This window comes from Rhizobium mongolense subsp. loessense (assembly GCF_900099775.1).
Taxonomy (GTDB): Bacteria; Pseudomonadota; Alphaproteobacteria; order Rhizobiales; family Rhizobiaceae; genus Rhizobium; species Rhizobium loessense.
In genome coordinates this window covers 1-14,879 of the sequence record NZ_FMTM01000019.1, presented here as the reverse complement: position 1 = coordinate 14,879, position 14,879 = coordinate 1, and the positions used below count along the sequence as shown (strand labels likewise).

Sequence of the window (14,879 nt, the reverse complement as noted above, 5' to 3'; positions counted from 1 at the left end):
CGCCAGCATTCCTGACGGCGCCGTTCACGGCCGGAATCGGTGTTCGCGGCGCCGGCTACAGTTCATAACCTCGATTTGTAATGCGTACGGGGATGATTATGGCGACCAATGGAAATGTAACGGGTTTTCCGCCCCGCAGTTCAGGCAAGCCGGCGCGGTTCGGCCTTCATCCGCTGCACGAGGCAGCGCTGCGGCTTGCTGAGATCGGCCTGCACCGGCCGAGAGCAAAATCGGCGAAGACCAAGGATCTGATCAACTTGCTGCTCTGCCACGGCGCGCGCGCCTGGCGCTACTCGCAGCCGGAAGCCAGCATCCATTTGCACGTCACCTGCCCGGACGGCAAATCGCCGGTCATGCTGCGGCTGCGCTGAGGTTACAGCAATCCAAGCTCCGACAGCTCGCGGCGCAAATCCGCGGGCATCTCGGCAACACCCTCCCCGAGCGTCGTGATATCCCGCGGCACGTCTTCTTCCGGATAATAGCGCCAGCCCTGGAAGGCGCGCTTCGGCTGCACGGCAGTTTCGATCACTTCCGGGCCAAGAACCAGGTGGCACCTGCCGATCCCTTCGCTGTCCGTGAAGGTCTGGATGTCCAAGAGCTTCTGGCGCGCTTGCACCTGCCCCTTGATGACCCAATAGAGTGAGCCGCCGTCAAGCAGCTCATCCACGCGTTTTGGAACCATGCGCGTCGTGTGAACGGAATGCGGCTCGAGGCCAGCCGCAATCGCCCGCAGCGAACGCTCCGCCACCCATTCGCGCAAATCGTCGATCGAGTCTGCGCCGACGCATAATTTGATCAGGTGCAATGCCATGCCGTCGTTGAAATCCTTTTGACCGGCAGCGTCAAGCGACTACCGGTCGCAAGTCCACAGGCTCAGCATTCGACGACGTTGACAGCGAGACCCCCGGTCGAAGTTTCCTTGTATTTCTCGTTCATGTCGTGGCCCGTCTGGCGCATCGTCTCGATGCACGCGTCAAGCGGCACGAAATGCTGGCCGTCGCCTTTGACAGCAAGCGAGGCGGCTGTAACGGCCTTGACGGCACCGAGTGCATTGCGTTCGATGCACGGCACCTGGACGAGACCGGCCACCGGGTCGCAGGTCATGCCGAGATGGTGCTCCAGCGCGATTTCCGCCGCATTCTCGATCTGGGCGGGCGTGCCACCCATCACCGCCGCAAGTCCCGCGGCCGCCATCGCAGCCGCAGAACCGACCTCGCCCTGACAGCCCACTTCGGCGCCGGAAATCGAGGCATTGTGCTTAATGATGCCGCCGACGGCAGCCGCAGTCAGGAGATAGTCGCGGATGCCGTTCTGATCCCAATCCTCGTGGAAATGTTCGTAATAGCGGATCGTTGCGGGAATAACTCCCGCTGCACCGTTCGTGGGCGCGGTTACCACGCGGCCACCGGCCGCATTCTCCTCGTTGACGGCCATGGCATAGACACTCAGCCAGTCGTTGGCGAGCAGCGGATTGATGCGGTTGCTCCTCCACTCCTCCTGCAGCTTGTCATGGATCTTCCTCGCACGGCGCCGGACATTCAAACCGCCCGGCATGATGCCGTCGACCTTGAGACCGCGCTCAATACAGGAGCGCATGGCTTCCCAGATACGGTCGAGACCTTGGTCGAGCTCCTCACGGCTGCGCTGGCTCTCCTCGTTGGCGCGCTTCATCTGCGCGATGCTGAGGCCGGAGCGCTCCGCCATTTCCAGCATCTGCTTGGCGGTGGCGAAGGGATAGGGAACCTTGGTCGCACCCGCGACGGCTTTCTTCTTGGCGCGCATCTGCTCGAGCTCGGTATCGGTGACGACGAAACCGCCGCCGACGGAATAGTAGACGCGTTTCAGGAGCAGGCGTTCGTCCCGGTCATAGGCGCAGAAGGACATGCCGTTTGCATGGCCCGGCAAGGGTTGCTTCTTGTCGAAGACCAGATCGTTCTTCGGCATGAAAGAATAACCCGGGTGGCCGGGCGGCGTGATGCGGCCGGAGCGCTCTACCTGGTCGATGATGCCGTCCATCTTGTCCGGATCGACGCTGTCGGGCTTCTCGCCCATCAGGCCGAGAATGACCGCCCTGCCCGTCCCGTGCCCGATACCGGTATGCGCAAGCGAGCCGTGCAGGCTGACCTTGATCGCGGCAACCTGAACGCCAGAGGACGGACGTGGCCATTCGCTCGAAAGGATCAGGTCGAGGAAGCGGTTGGCAGCCGACATCGGACCCATCGTATGCGAGCTCGATGGGCCGATACCGATCTTGAAAACGTCGAATACCGAAAGGAACATGCCTGCTTCCTGTGAAAATCTTCCGCCAGACTATCCAAAAGGCTATTCCGGCACTCGCGACGAACCGACATCGCGTTTAATTGGCGCGACACTAAAACGAAGGGCGCGTCTTGCCAATCATTGCAGCATGCAATTGCATCTGTAGAGTGGCGGCGTCGAATGCAGGATTGTAACATTGATGCTGACGGTTGCGGATTATATCGCACTGGCTTTCTTCGCCATTCTCTGGCTCGGCTATGCCTGGCTGCTGCGCGGCAGGACATTCTTCGGCCGCACGAGCCTCACCCATGCCATGACCGAGCGGCGACGCGAATGGATCTACAATTCGCTGCGCCGCGACCTGAAGATGATCGACACGCAGATCATGGCCGGGCTCCAGAACGGCACGGCCTTTTTTGCATCGACTTCAATGTTCGCGATCGGCAGCTGCTTTGCACTGCTTGGCGCGACGGACAAGGTAAAATCCATCTTCGCCGATCTGCCCTATGTATTCAGCAGCGGCACCGCGAGCTTCGAACTCAAGGTCGGCGGGCTGACGGCCCTCTTTGCATACGCCTTCTTCAAGTTCGGCTGGTCTTACAGGCTCTTCAACTACTGCAGCATCCTCTTCGGCTCGATCCCAATGGTGCGCGACAGCGAGACCGATGTCATCGCCGCCGAGCGCGCCGCCGAACGGGTCATCCGCATGAATGTGATTGCCGGCGGACATTTCAATGAAGGCCTTCGCGCGATCTTCCTGTCGATCGGTTATCTCGGGTGGTTCGTGAACGCTTACGTTTTCATGGCGACGACGGCGATCATCGTCGTGGTGCTCACGCGCAGGCAGTTCTTCTCGGAGGCCCGGCTGGCGATCATGGATGCCAACCCGCCATCAATTCTCCACCTTTCTGCTATTCGCCGCGATATGCCGCCAGATGGCGGAAGTGATTTGCCCGGGGGATTATGATGGCTATTTCGGCGAACGAAAACGGTGCGCCCGCCCGGCCGCCGCGCATCGGCCTGCTCGACACGGCGCGCGGCGCGGCCCTGATTGCCATGGCGACCTACCACTTCACGTGGGATATGGAGTTCATGGGCTATCTGGCGCGCGGGACAGCGGAGGCTGGGTGGCTGAAGATCTATGCCCGCGCGATCGCCTCGACATTCCTCTTCCTCGCCGGCGTCAGCTTGGTGCTTGCCTGCACGCCAAGCATCAGGCGCCAGGCCTATCTCCGGCGGCTTGGCATCATCGTTTCAGCCGCGGCTCTTATCACGGCCGCGACGGCGATCGCGATGCCGCAGGGCGCGATATTTTTCGGTATTCTGCACAGTATCGCAGCTGCAACCGTCATCGGCCTCCTCTTCCTGCGCATGCCCGGGATTATCACGATCGGCGCCGGCATTGCGGCCGTCATCGCCCCGCTCTATCTGCGCTCTTCATTCTTCGACACGCCATGGCTTTGGTGGGTGGGCCTTTCGCAGACGGTTCCGCGGTCGAACGATTATGTGCCGGTTCTACCCTGGATAGGGCCATTTCTCTTCGGCATGGGCGCATCGAGCATTGCGCTGAAGCAGGGCTGGGCGGAATGGCTCGCAAAATTTGGCACCGGCACCACTCTGCTCGCAAAAGCTGGCCGTCACAGCCTCGCGATTTACCTGATCCACCAGCCGATCCTGATTTCGATCGCCTATGCGCTTTCAATCGTCGTTCCGCCCGCAAAGCCTGATCCCGTGCAGACCTACTTGCAGCAATGCCAATCCTCCTGCGTCGTCCAGGAAGGCGAAGCGCTTTGCCGCAGCTTCTGCCAGTGCACGCTCGAAAGATTGCAGAGTGAAAACCTGTTCACGCCACTCCAGTCTGGCGCAATCCAGGCGGATAAGGATGAAAGGGTCCAGCGTATCGCATTGGAGTGCAGCACCGAAGCGCAATGAAGGTAGTTCGATGAATGCCTATCGTTCGAAGCCGCTGAAATTTCCATGGCCGCCGGTTCTATACGGCCTCGCTTTTGTCTGCGCTTTCCTGCTCGGCGAAATCGCCGGGCTTCCGATACCCCGAATGCATACCGCCTTTGCCTGGATCTTAGGCGCAGCGCTCACCGTCGCGGCCGTCTCGCTCGATATATGGGCGATCAAGACCCTGCTGGAGAGCGGGACGACGATCTTGCCGCATCGCGCAACAACCCATCTCGTCACCCGCGGTCCCTTTCGCTACACGCGCAATCCGATCTATCTCGGCTACACGATTGCAACGATCGCCTTCGCCCTCATGACGGCAAATAGCTGGTTCTACGTCGCAGCCGTCTTCGCGGCGATCGTCACCACCTTCGTTGCGATCCGGCGCGAGGAAAGACACCTGCAGGCCCGCTTCGGCTGCGATTTCGAAAGCTATTGCAGAAGAACCAGACGCTGGATCTGACGCTCAGGTGCCCACGCCGATTTCAGCGAGACGGCCGAGACAGGCCTCTTCGATATTGTCGAGCTCCGTCAGCGTGTCGTCGATGTCCTTGCGCTTCTTGCGCAGGTCTTCCCGCTTTTCGTCAACACGTTTCATCAAAAGCTTGAGCTGGCCGAGTTCCCCCGGCGGATCCTTGTAGACCTGAATGATCTCGCGAATCTCCGCGATCGTGAAGCCGATGCGGCGGCCGCGCAGGATTTCCTGGATCAGGCGCCGGTCGGCCGGACGGAAGAGGCGCGTTCGCCCGCGGCGTTCCGGATGGATCAGGCCCTCGTCTTCGTAGAAGCGAAGCGTGCGCGTCGACACTCCGAATTCGCGCGTCAGCTCCGTTATGCTATAGTACTTGTTCACTGGCATTGGCTTCCCACTCTTGTGCCCATAATATTGACTTTTACGTAATAGTCAATTTAGGCAAATCCGGCTCAGATGCCGAACCACCAGGTGGCTATACCGAGGAAAGCGAAGAAGCCGGTGCAGTCAGTGACGGTGGTTACGAAAACGGACGACGCGATAGCCGGGTCCGCGCCGACCTTATCCAGAAGAAGCGGCAAAAGAATGCCTGCCAGCGCCGCAGCCACCAGGTTGATGATCATGGCGGCGCCGATGACCATACCAAGCTGGTAGTCGTGGAACCACGTGCCGGCAATCGTACCCATGATGCTGGCAAAGACGATGCCGTTCAGGACGCCGACGCCCGCCTCCCTGCGGATGATGCGGCCGGCATTGTATATGTCGAGGTCGCGGGTCGCGAGTGCGCGCACGGTCACGGTCATCGTCTGCGTACCGGCATTGCCTCCCATGGAGGCCACGATTGGCATCAGTACGGCAAGCGCGATCATCTTCTCGATCGATGCGTCGAAGAGCCCGATGACACTGGCCGAAAGCATCGCCGTGCCGAGATTGATCATCAGCCAGAGGAAGCGCGAGCGGACGGTCGAGATGACATTGTCGGACAGCTCTTCGTCACCGACGCCGCCGAGGCGTTTGATGTCCTCATCCGCTTCCTCGTGAATGACGTCGACTACATCGTCGATGGTAAGAACACCGACAAGACGGTCGTTCTCGTCCACGACGGCGGCTGAGAGAAGGTCGTATTGCTCAAAGAGCTGCGCCGCTTCTTCCTGGTCCATCTCGGCTGGAATCGGATGAGTCGTCTCGCGCATGATCGCTTCGATTTTTGTCTGCCGCTTAGTGCGGAGAATCTGGTCGAGATCGACGGCGCCGAGCAGCTTGAAGGTGGGGTCTATAACGAAGATCTGCGTGAAGGAATAAGGCAGGTCCTCCTCTTCGCGCATGTAGTCGATCGTCTGACCGACGGTCCAGAAGGGCGGCACCGCCACGAATTCCGTCTGCATGCGGCGGCCGGCAGAGCTTTCCGGGTAATCCAGTGCCCTGCGCAGGCGCACCCGCTCGGTGAACGGCAGCTGCGCCAGAATTTCTTCCCGGTCTTCCTGGTCGAGGTCCTCAAGAATGTAAACAGCGTCGTCCGAATCGAGGTCGCCGATTGCAGCGGCAATCTGCTCGTTCGGTATCTGGTCGACAATTTCGCGGCGAATCGTTTCATCGACCTCCGTCAGCGCCGTCATGTCGAAATCGTCGCCGAGGAGGCGGACGAGCGCCAGGCGCTGATCCGGCTGAATCGATTCCAGCAGGTCGCCTATTTCGGACTCGTGAAGGCGCGCAACGTTCTGCCGGAGAAAAATCGTATCGCGGTCAGCGATGGCAGCGCCGACAAGCGCCAGAAAGTCGCTGCGGACATTGCCGTCCTCGTCGTAGATGTCGGCTCCTTCGTCGTCCGGACGTCTGCGGATGCGGTCGTCATCTCCGGTTTCCGTCATCTGCCGTCCTCGCATTCCAAGATTAATGACTGTCGCGCCGCATTCGAGAATGGCGGCTGAAAAAGCATTGTCAACAAGCGGATAAACGAATTCCGCCTGCCCTCTCGGCCCGCCCGAATTCCAGCTCCTGCTAACCGAAATGCTCGGTGCCGTCTAGCGCCAAAGCGTCGCGCAGATGACAATGCGCCGACTTGCCGATAGTTTCCGCGCCAGCAAAAAAGGACCGCCGCCGATGGCCATTCGCCCCATTCTTCGCTATCCGCATACCGGCCTGAAGACAGTCTGCGAACCGGTGAGGGTCTTCGATTCGGCACTGCGTCAGCTTGCTGACGATCTCTTGGAGACGATGCGCGTCGCACCCGGCGTCGGCATCACGGCCGCCCATGTCGGCGTCTTCCTGCGGGTGGTCGTGATTGAGCTCAACAAGGCGGACGGGGTTCGGATCTTGATCAATCCTGATATCATTTCGGTTTCGGATGAACTCGTGCGCCAGACGGAAGGAAGCGTGTCGATGCCGGGCGTGAGCGACGAGGTGACGAGACCCCGCGCAGTCCGTTTCCGCTACCAGGACATCAACGGTGTCCAGCATGAAGAGCATGCCGATGGTTTCCTGGCAATTTGCATTCAGCACGAAGTCGACCAGCTTGACGGAATTTTCTGGCTTCAGCGCGTGTCGAAGCTGAAGCGCGACCGCCTGATCCGGAAATGGGAAAAAGCGACGCTGTGATTCAGGAAACTTTGGCGAACCATTCCGGACCCCGGGCGTTCTTCGATCAAGGTAACACCTGAGGGAGAATGACGATGCCAAAGAAGAACGACAAGACCACATTTTCGCGCGAAGACGATTATCGCGATTACGAAGAACGCAATCTTGACGATGGCTGGCCCTACTCCGACGAAGCAGGTGCGCGATCGCCTGAACCGAAAAATCGTCCCTATGGCGAAACGCCCGCAAACTTCGACCGCGATCCTAACAGCGGCTTTCGCGTCGACGGCACGGACGAAGACGGAAATGAAAACCGGCTCAAGGATTCGCTCAGGGCCGATACGATCAATCGCGACGAAAGCGATGACCTCGAAGCGCGCGTGACTGAGAACCTGGAAAACATCCCCGATCTGAACCTCGACAGCATCGATGTTCATGCCGACGGCCATACGGTAACGCTGGAAGGCGCGGTCGAGACCATCGGAATGGCCCGGAAGGTCGAACTTGGTGCCCTTTCAGTCGATGGCGTCCACCATATCCGCAACCGGCTGGAAACGATCGGTGTTGATTCGCATCTATCGGACGAGGATTGAAGTCCCTGAGAATCAAGGCCAATCGAAAAAAGGGACCGGAAACCGGCCCATTTCTCGGGTCGCCCGCGAGAGGGGACGTTCTAAAAAATTCTCTGGAAGAGAATGGTGCGGTCGAGAAGACTCGAACTTCCACGGGTTGCCCCACAGCGACCTCAACGCTGCGCGTCTACCAATTCCGCCACGACCGCATCGTGGTAGGTGCCGATTTGCGTCGGCGGGGCAGCATGTAGCAAAAGCATTTGGGGTGCACAAGGGCGATATGGCAGATTTTTGCAAAACAAAATCACAGCATTTGAATTGCCCGTCAAACGGGGCCATATAGGCGATCTGCCGCCTATGATCGCCGTGCGGCAAAGGAAGTCTATGCTGCGCACCGATCTGCAATTGTCGATGTTTCCGCTTGAAGGCTCAAAGCCGGTTCGTTGGCGCATCGCCGATCGTCTCATTGCTTATAGCGAAGCCGTCGAGACGATGGAGCGCGAGGTGGCCGTGATCGCCGAGGGCGGCGACGAGCTTGTCTGGCTCGTCGAGCATCCGCCCCTCTATACGGCAGGCACCAGCGCCAATGCGAAGGACCTTGTGCAGCCGGACCGCTTTCCGGTTTTTGCGACCGGCCGCGGCGGCGAATACACTTATCATGGCCCCGGCCAGCGCGTTGCCTATGTGATGCTTGATCTCAAACGCCGGCGGCAGGATGTACGCGCCTTTGTCGCGGCGCTTGAAGAAGTGGTGATCCTTACGCTCGGTTCGATGAATATACGCGGCGAGCGGCGCGAGGACCGCGTCGGCGTCTGGGTGAGACGGCCGGAGAAACCGCTTCTTCCCGACGGCAGCATGAGCGAGGACAAGATTGCTGCGCTCGGCATCAGGCTCCGCAGATGGGTGACGTTTCATGGCTTGTCGCTCAATGTCGATCCCGACCTCGACCATTTTACCGGTATCGTACCCTGCGGGATTTCTGCCTACGGCGTGACCAGCCTTGTCGATCTCGGCCTGCCGGTAATGATGGCGGATGTGGATATCCGCCTGCGGGAAGCCTTCGAATCGGTCTTCGGCAAAACGGTGGGCGAGCGCTAGGCGATATTGATCGCCATGCATTCCTGTGGTTGATGGCTTCGTTCCCGAAAGCCTGCACCATGTCCCAAGAACAATCTCCGCAAAATCCGCTTCAAGGCATGCTCATCATGGCCGGCGCCATGGTCGTTCTGCCCGCCATGGACGCGATCGCCAAATACATGGCGACCTTCGAGGCGATGTCACCGGGGCAGGTGACATTCTATCGCTTCTTCGTTCAGGTAGCCTGCACGCTTCCTATCCTGCTTGCCGTCTTCCGCTGGAAGGCGCTTTCGGCAAAGCGGCCATGGATGAACCTGCTGCGGGGCGTCTTGCATGGCGCAGCCAGCCTGCTCTTCTTCGTCGCGGTCAAATACATGCCGCTCGCGGATGTCTTCGCGATCTATTTCGTGGAACCATTCATGCTGACGGCTCTTTCGGCCCTCTTCCTCGGCGACAAGGTCGGTTGGCGGCGGTGGGCGGCGATCGTCGTCGGCTTCGCAGGCGCGATGATCGTCATCCAGCCGAGCTACGAAATCTTCGGCCTGAAGGCGCTGCTGCCAGTGGTTTGTGCCTTCCTTTTCTCTCTCTATCTCTTCCTCAACCGGGCAATTGGTGAAGCCGATTCGCCGTTAACGATGCAGACCTTGGCCGGAATCGGTGGAACCCTCTTCATGGGGGCTGCGCTCCTGGGCGGAGATGCGCTGGCAATGCCCGATTTCGAAATGTCGCTTCCCTCGTCGATATTGGGCCTCGCCCTGCTGCTCGTCCTCGGCACCATCTCCGGTTATGCGCATATGCTGGTCGTCAGGGCATTCCGCCTTGCGCCGCTGTCGCTGCTTGCCCCGTTCCAATATTTCGAGATCATTTCGGCGACCGTGCTCGGATACGCGCTGTTCAACGATTTTCCCAATTTTTCCAAATGGATCGGCATTTTCATCATCGTCGCGTCCGGCCTCTTCATCATCTGGCGCGAACGCGTTCAGTCAAGATCGCTAAAATCATCGGAAACACCTGCGTAGTCGATTAACCCTTGTCGTTGAGGGTTCTTCAATTCCGCTGGGCTAAAATCATTTCCGGCTTCATGAAGAAGTCTGGAGATGAAAGATGAGCGAATTCCGACTCGCTTTTCCGGCATGTGTGATCGCGGGAAAGCATCGGCTGGCCGCCGACGATATCAGCCTCTTGCGCAAGCACAGCTTTCCGCACGGCGTCCGGAGGGCCGACGACGTCGTTGTAATGCTGGCGCTGAATAATTCCTGTCCTGAAAAATGCCCGGAATGGAGCGCGTTCTTCGTGGAAGAACTCGCCGGTTTCATTGTCAACTACAGCTATCCGCAGGGCTCGCTGGACGAGATTAATGTCGCCTGGATCATGCGCATGTTTGCGACCGACGGCGTCATCAATTCGGCGCTCGAACTGGAACTCGTACTGCACATCATGGAGATTTCCTCCCATGTGCCGGACGAGCTGCGCGCCTTTGCGCTCGATCAGCTGCGCCTTGCGATTACCGACGATGTCGGCGGCTACAAGCTGTCGCGTGCAGTGAACCGCAAGGGCATCGCCCGCCAGGACATCGATTTCGTGATGCGCGTGCTGAGGAACATCAGCGAGGGCGGCGTGATTCCGGTTTCGCATCTCACCCACAGCGTCTTGTGCCGGATCGAAGCGGAAACGCTGCCTTCCGCCAATCATCCCCGCTGGGCTGAAATCCTGCAGGCGCTCCAGCTTCGCGATTACGTCGAACCGCGCACCAGCCGCTGGCTGCGGATCGTGGACGACGAACAAGCCGTTGCGTGACTTGCGTTAGGACAGGTCCCTTCCCCACCGTCAGATTTCGCACGATTGTGCGCCCCGGCGTTTGTGCGTAGAACTTCTGGACGCATTTTTCGGGTGGAGTCTGCATGTTCAAGAAAATCCTGATCGCGAACCGCGGCGAGATCGCTTGCCGCGTGATCAAGACTGCGCGCCGCATGGGTATTGCAACGGTCGCGGTCTATTCGGACGCAGACCGCGATGCCCTTCACGTCGAGATGGCTGATGAGGCAGTGCATATTGGCCCGGCGGCGGCAGCCGAGAGCTATCTCGTCGCCGAAAAGATCATCGCCGTCTGCAAGGAGACCGGCGCGGAAGCTCTTCACCCCGGCTATGGCTTCCTTTCCGAACGGGCCTCCTTTTGCGAGGCCCTGGAACGGGAAGGCATCGTCTTCATCGGGCCGAAACCGAAGGCCATCAGGGCGATGGGCGACAAGATCGAATCGAAGAAGTTCGCCAATGCCGCCAAGGTTTCAACGGTGCCGGGCTATCTCGGCGTCATCGAGGATGCAGCGCATGCCGAGAAGATTGCCAGTCAGATCGGCTATCCCGTGATGATCAAGGCTTCGGCTGGCGGCGGCGGCAAGGGCATGCGTATCGCGTGGAACCAGGCGGAAGTCCGCGACGGTTTCGACCGTGCCCGCTCGGAGGCAAGGAGTTCTTTCGGCGACGATCGCGTCTTCATCGAGAAATACATTGTCGATCCGCGCCATATCGAGATCCAGGTGCTGGCCGATGCGCACGGCAATACCGTCTATCTTGGCGAGCGCGAATGCTCGATCCAGCGGCGGAACCAAAAGGTCGTCGAGGAGGCCCCCTCGCCTTTCCTCGACGAAAAGACCAGACAGGCGATGGGCAAGCAGTCCGTCGCACTGGCGAAGGCCGTCGATTATCAGAGTGCAGGAACGGTAGAATTCATCGTCGACCGCGACCGCAATTTCTATTTCCTCGAAATGAACACGCGGCTGCAGGTCGAGCATCCGGTGACGGAACTGGTGACCGGGATCGACCTCGTCGAGCAGATGATCCGGGTTGCCGCGGGCGAAACGCTTCCCTTCAGCCAGAAGGACATAAAGCTGAATGGCTGGGCGATCGAAAGCCGCCTCTACGCCGAAGATCCTTATCGCAACTTCCTGCCGTCGATCGGCCGCCTGACGCGTTACCGTCCGCCCGCGGAAGGCTGGCACGGTAGCACGATCGTCCGCAACGATACCGGCGTCTTCGAGGGCGCCGAAATCTCGATGTATTACGATCCGATGATCGCAAAGCTTTGCGCCTGGGCGCCGGACCGTTCGGCAGCGATAGAGGCCATGGGCCGGGCACTCGACGGCTTCGTGGTTGACGGAATCGCGCATAATCTGCCCTTCCTCTCGGCATTGATGAAGCATCCGCGCTGGCGCGAGGGTAGACTTTCGACTGGTTTCATTGCGGAGGAGTATCCGGACGGCTTTGCGCCGATGGCCCCCGATCAGCGGGAAGAGGCTCTGCTTGCGGCCGTAGCGCTGTCTACAGCGCTGATCGAAGCCGATCGCCGCGAACGCCATATCGACCGATTGCGCGCTTCGGACGGTAAACTTCGCGAGCAATGGGTCGTGAAGATCGGCACGGACTATATGCCGGTGAGGCTTGCCGTTGGACTGGTGACCATCCCGTTCGACATGGAGATGGAAGCAGCGGGAGAAAAGTTTCATGTTGTCACCGATTGGCGACCTGGTGAGCCAGTCTGGAACGGGGCAATCGACGGACGGGCGGTGACGGCCCAGGTTCGGCCGGTTCTCAACGGCATGCGCATCGATTGGCAGGGCCTTGCGGTGCGCACCACGGTCTTCACGCCGCGCCACGCCGAACTCGATTGCCTGATGCCAGTCAAGCTCCCGCCGGATACCTCGAAGCTGCTGCTTTGCCCGATGCCGGGGCTGGTGATTTCGATCGCCGTCGCGGAAGGCCAGGAGGTAAAGGCTGGCGAAACGCTTGCCGTGGTGGAAGCTATGAAGATGGAAAACGTGTTGCGCGCCGAACGCGATCTGGTCGTCGGCAAGATCAATGCGAAGCCTGGCGAGAGCCTCGCCGTCGATGCCGTGATCCTGGAATTCGCCTGATCCGGATTGGCACAGGTCCGCGTGCGCCACCGCTGACGCGACTTCGCATTTGTTAAGGTCTTGCAGCCTAGTATGCGGCGTTTTCGTCCTGTGGCTGGGGCCTCGGAGACACGAATGACGGCGCTGCAATCTGCCGCTCTGCTGCTTTTCATCAATCTTGGCCTGCTCTGGCTGCTCATGCGCATACCACTCGGCGTGCGCACCATTCGCCTGACGCGAACATTCCAGAGACCGCCGGAGGAGCTGTGGAGAGCGATCGATCCCGCCGGCACCGACGCCGACTGGCACCATTGCGTCATCAGCAGCAAGCCACTCAAGAACCGCACAGGCATCGTCGAGCAGATCTATAGCCATTTGGACCGCGACGGTGCGCCTCTGCGCCGCTTGCTGACTTTGGAGCCATTGCCGGCCGCCGGCGGACGCGGCTTTCGTTCGCGCGTCGCTGACGACAGCACGCTTGATGTGGCATTCTGGCGGGATTTCAACGAAAGCAGGATCGTTCGCCGCGTGCCCGACGGCGCCGAGATCGAAATTACCCAGACGGATCGTTACCGCGGCCTCGCCTTCCTTCTTTTCCGATATGTCATGCTGCGCCGCGAGCTGCGTGCGCTCGAAGGTTGGCTGGAAACCGGCGCATCGGTTCCGCAGGGATATTTCGAGCATCCCACCTTTCAATGCGGCCTGGCTGTACTCTCGACGTTATTGCTTTGGCCATTCTTCGGACTGACGACTTCCGGGCTAATGATCTCGACATTTCTTACCCTCGTCATCGCTCTGCACGAGCTCGGGCATCTCGCCGCCTACAGGACTTTCGGACATGAATCCGTGCGCATGATCTTCGTGCCGCTCCTCGGCGGCATCGCGATTGGCGGCAGACCGTACAAGAGCCATTTCGAGGTTGCCACCTGTGCGCTGATGGGGCCTGGCATCTCGGCCTTCTTCGTGCCCATCCTGATCGCCGGGGATAACATTGTGGCACATGGCCTGCTGTCGGAGCAATTCCGCGGCCCGCTATTGATCTTCCTGCTCATCCTCGGCGCGTTTAACCTGCTCAATCTTCTGCCAATGCAAAGGTTCGACGGTGGTCAGGTCTTGCGGCAGATCTTCAGAACACCCCGCTCGCTGATCGGAGCGAGCTTTGCCGTTACGGCCTACATTCTCGTCATCGGCTGGGAGGTTGGCGTTTCAAGCGGCATCCTGGCTGCGGCGCTCGCCGTCTTCATCCTGCTCAGCATGATTGGCGCGGGATCCCTCAAGCCACGCCACAAGCTCGTGGAGATGAAGGCCTGCGAGCGCCTGCTGGTCACCTTCGGCCTTCATGCTGCGATCCTCATTCACGGTTATGCAGTTATTTTTTCGGCGGAAAAGCTCTTTTGACGCTCTAAGCAAACTGGTTGTCGCAAGTAGCTGATTTTGCAACAATGTCGTCGCCGCACTTCCTTTTCGCTTGAGCCGCCGCCGCCCGGCATGCCAAGGTTACGCCGGAAATCACGAGGAGATCAGACGATGGACGTTCGCGCCGCCGTTGCCGTTCAGGCAGGAAAACCGCTGGAAATCATGACCGTGCAGCTGGAGGGCCCGCGGGCCGGCGAAGTTCTGGTCGAGGTCAAGGCGACCGGCATCTGCCACACCGACGATTTCACCCTGTCTGGCGCCGATCCGGAAGGGCTGTTTCCGGCCATCCTCGGCCATGAGGGTGCCGGCATTGTCGTCGATGTCGGCGCGGGTGTGACCTCGGTCAAGAAGGGCGACCACGTCATTCCGCTCTATACGCCGGAATGCCGTCAATGCCCGTCCTGCCTGTCGCGCAAGACCAATCTCTGCACGGCGATCCGCGCCACCCAGGGCCAGGGCCTGATGCCGGACGGCACGTGGCGCTTTTCGATCGGCAAGGACAAGATCCATCACTACATGGGCTGCTCGACCTTTGCCAATTACACGGTGCTGCCCGAGATCGCCGTTGCCAAGGTCAATGCGGACGCCCCCTTCGACAAGATCTGCTACATCGGCTGCGGCGTGACCACCGGCATCGGCGCCGTCATCAACACCGCCAAGGTGGAG

The 14,879-nt window shown here is 59.9% G+C and carries 16 protein-coding genes and 1 tRNA gene; 12 read left to right on the top strand and 5 right to left on the bottom strand.

Annotated elements, in window-relative coordinates; translation table 11 throughout:
• Positions 1–98: 98 nt before the first annotated feature.
• Complete coding sequence (locus tag BLP23_RS31375; RefSeq protein WP_027513178.1) at positions 99–371, top strand: hypothetical protein; 273 nt, start codon at positions 99–101, stop codon at positions 369–371.
• Positions 372–373: 2 nt separating this feature from the next.
• Here the strand turns inward: BLP23_RS31375 and BLP23_RS31370 are convergent, their stop codons facing one another.
• Both BLP23_RS31370 and BLP23_RS31365 read right to left on the bottom strand, forming a co-directional pair.
• Positions 374–811, bottom strand: coding sequence for a DUF1489 family protein (locus BLP23_RS31370; RefSeq protein WP_022715685.1), 438 nt, complete (start codon positions 809–811; stop codon positions 374–376).
• 62 nt (positions 812–873) lie between these two features.
• On the bottom strand, positions 874–2,280 hold the full coding sequence (locus BLP23_RS31365; RefSeq protein WP_092588588.1) for an L-serine ammonia-lyase: 1,407 nt from the start codon (positions 2,278–2,280) through the stop codon (positions 874–876).
• Positions 2,281–2,461: 181 nt separating this feature from the next.
• Between BLP23_RS31365 and BLP23_RS31360 the strand changes: the two genes are divergently transcribed.
• The 3 genes from BLP23_RS31360 to BLP23_RS31350 are packed head-to-tail and all read left to right on the top strand — an operon-like array spanning position 2,462 to position 4,675.
• Positions 2,462–3,226 carry a DUF599 domain-containing protein gene (locus BLP23_RS31360; RefSeq protein ID WP_092588640.1) on the top strand — a complete coding sequence of 255 codons (765 nt, stop codon included), beginning with the start codon at positions 2,462–2,464 and terminating at the stop codon, positions 3,224–3,226.
• Positions 3,226–4,191, top strand: coding sequence for an acetyltransferase domain-containing protein (locus tag BLP23_RS31355; RefSeq protein WP_092588639.1), 966 nt, complete (start codon positions 3,226–3,228; stop codon positions 4,189–4,191). The genes BLP23_RS31360 and BLP23_RS31355 overlap by 1 nt, the downstream gene beginning before the upstream one ends.
• 10 nt (positions 4,192–4,201) lie before the next feature.
• Positions 4,202–4,675, top strand: a complete 474-nt coding sequence (locus BLP23_RS31350) for a methyltransferase family protein (protein WP_092588587.1) — start codon at positions 4,202–4,204, stop codon at positions 4,673–4,675.
• A gap of 3 nt (positions 4,676–4,678) precedes the next feature.
• Here BLP23_RS31350 and BLP23_RS31345 read toward each other — a convergent pair whose 3' ends face one another.
• Positions 4,679–5,071, bottom strand: coding sequence for a MerR family transcriptional regulator (locus tag BLP23_RS31345; RefSeq protein WP_022715690.1), 393 nt, complete (start codon positions 5,069–5,071; stop codon positions 4,679–4,681).
• Positions 5,072–5,136: 65 nt separating this feature from the next.
• Positions 5,137–6,552, bottom strand: a complete 1,416-nt coding sequence (gene mgtE, locus BLP23_RS31340; protein ID WP_092588586.1) for a magnesium transporter — start codon at positions 6,550–6,552, stop codon at positions 5,137–5,139.
• 232 nt (positions 6,553–6,784) lie between these two features.
• On the opposite strand from mgtE, the gene BLP23_RS31335 reads away from it, so the two are divergent.
• Both BLP23_RS31335 and BLP23_RS31330 read left to right on the top strand, forming a co-directional pair.
• Complete coding sequence (locus BLP23_RS31335; protein ID WP_092588638.1) at positions 6,785–7,279, top strand: peptide deformylase; 495 nt, start codon at positions 6,785–6,787, stop codon at positions 7,277–7,279.
• Between the two features lie 74 nt (positions 7,280–7,353).
• Positions 7,354–7,851, top strand: coding sequence for a BON domain-containing protein (locus BLP23_RS31330; RefSeq protein ID WP_092588585.1), 498 nt, complete (start codon positions 7,354–7,356; stop codon positions 7,849–7,851).
• Between the two features lie 103 nt (positions 7,852–7,954).
• Here BLP23_RS31330 and BLP23_RS31325 read toward each other — a convergent pair.
• Positions 7,955–8,039: transfer RNA gene (locus BLP23_RS31325), tRNA-Leu, on the bottom strand.
• Between the two features lie 175 nt (positions 8,040–8,214).
• Here BLP23_RS31325 and lipB point away from each other — a divergent pair.
• The 6 genes from lipB to BLP23_RS31295 form a co-directional block, all read left to right on the top strand.
• On the top strand, positions 8,215–8,928 hold the full coding sequence (gene lipB / locus BLP23_RS31320) for a lipoyl(octanoyl) transferase LipB (protein WP_092588584.1): 714 nt from the start codon (positions 8,215–8,217) through the stop codon (positions 8,926–8,928).
• 59 nt (positions 8,929–8,987) lie between these two features.
• Positions 8,988–9,926 carry a DMT family transporter gene (locus BLP23_RS31315; protein WP_092588583.1) on the top strand — a complete coding sequence of 313 codons (939 nt, stop codon included), beginning with the start codon at positions 8,988–8,990 and terminating at the stop codon, positions 9,924–9,926.
• A gap of 85 nt (positions 9,927–10,011) precedes the next feature.
• The gene (locus tag BLP23_RS31310) at positions 10,012–10,704 is read left to right on the top strand and encodes a hypothetical protein (protein WP_092588582.1); all 693 of its coding nucleotides are present in this window, start codon (positions 10,012–10,014) and stop codon (positions 10,702–10,704) included.
• Between the two features lie 104 nt (positions 10,705–10,808).
• Positions 10,809–12,818, top strand: a complete 2,010-nt coding sequence (locus BLP23_RS31305) for an acetyl-CoA carboxylase biotin carboxylase subunit (RefSeq protein WP_092588581.1) — start codon at positions 10,809–10,811, stop codon at positions 12,816–12,818.
• Positions 12,819–12,932: 114 nt separating this feature from the next.
• Positions 12,933–14,195: a zinc metalloprotease gene (locus tag BLP23_RS31300; RefSeq protein WP_092588580.1), complete on the top strand. Its 1,263-nt coding sequence runs from the start codon at positions 12,933–12,935 to the stop codon at positions 14,193–14,195.
• A 129-nt stretch (positions 14,196–14,324) separates the two neighbouring features.
• Positions 14,325–14,879 (top strand): alcohol dehydrogenase catalytic domain-containing protein (locus BLP23_RS31295; protein WP_167364047.1); only part of this gene is annotated, 555 nt, incomplete at its 3' end.

Bases quoted from the DNA above. Each gene is read 5' to 3' on its own strand.
- BLP23_RS31375 (WP_027513178.1), top strand. From the start codon at position 99: ATGGCGACCAATGGAAATGTAACGGGTTTTCCGCCCCGCAGTTCAGGC.
- BLP23_RS31370 (WP_022715685.1), bottom strand. From the start codon at position 811: ATGGCATTGCACCTGATCAAATTATGCGTCGGCGCAGACTCGATCGAC.
- BLP23_RS31365 (WP_092588588.1), bottom strand. From the start codon at position 2,280: ATGTTCCTTTCGGTATTCGACGTTTTCAAGATCGGTATCGGCCCATCG.
- BLP23_RS31355 (WP_092588639.1), top strand. From the start codon at position 3,226: ATGGCTATTTCGGCGAACGAAAACGGTGCGCCCGCCCGGCCGCCGCGC.
- BLP23_RS31350 (WP_092588587.1), top strand. From the start codon at position 4,202: ATGAATGCCTATCGTTCGAAGCCGCTGAAATTTCCATGGCCGCCGGTT.
- BLP23_RS31345 (WP_022715690.1), bottom strand. From the start codon at position 5,071: ATGCCAGTGAACAAGTACTATAGCATAACGGAGCTGACGCGCGAATTC.
- mgtE (WP_092588586.1), bottom strand. From the start codon at position 6,552: ATGACGGAAACCGGAGATGACGACCGCATCCGCAGACGTCCGGACGAC.
- BLP23_RS31335 (WP_092588638.1), top strand. From the start codon at position 6,785: ATGGCCATTCGCCCCATTCTTCGCTATCCGCATACCGGCCTGAAGACA.
- BLP23_RS31330 (WP_092588585.1), top strand. From the start codon at position 7,354: ATGCCAAAGAAGAACGACAAGACCACATTTTCGCGCGAAGACGATTAT.
- lipB (WP_092588584.1), top strand. From the start codon at position 8,215: ATGCTGCGCACCGATCTGCAATTGTCGATGTTTCCGCTTGAAGGCTCA.
- BLP23_RS31315 (WP_092588583.1), top strand. From the start codon at position 8,988: ATGTCCCAAGAACAATCTCCGCAAAATCCGCTTCAAGGCATGCTCATC.
- BLP23_RS31310 (WP_092588582.1), top strand. From the start codon at position 10,012: ATGAGCGAATTCCGACTCGCTTTTCCGGCATGTGTGATCGCGGGAAAG.
- BLP23_RS31305 (WP_092588581.1), top strand. From the start codon at position 10,809: ATGTTCAAGAAAATCCTGATCGCGAACCGCGGCGAGATCGCTTGCCGC.
- BLP23_RS31300 (WP_092588580.1), top strand. From the start codon at position 12,933: ATGACGGCGCTGCAATCTGCCGCTCTGCTGCTTTTCATCAATCTTGGC.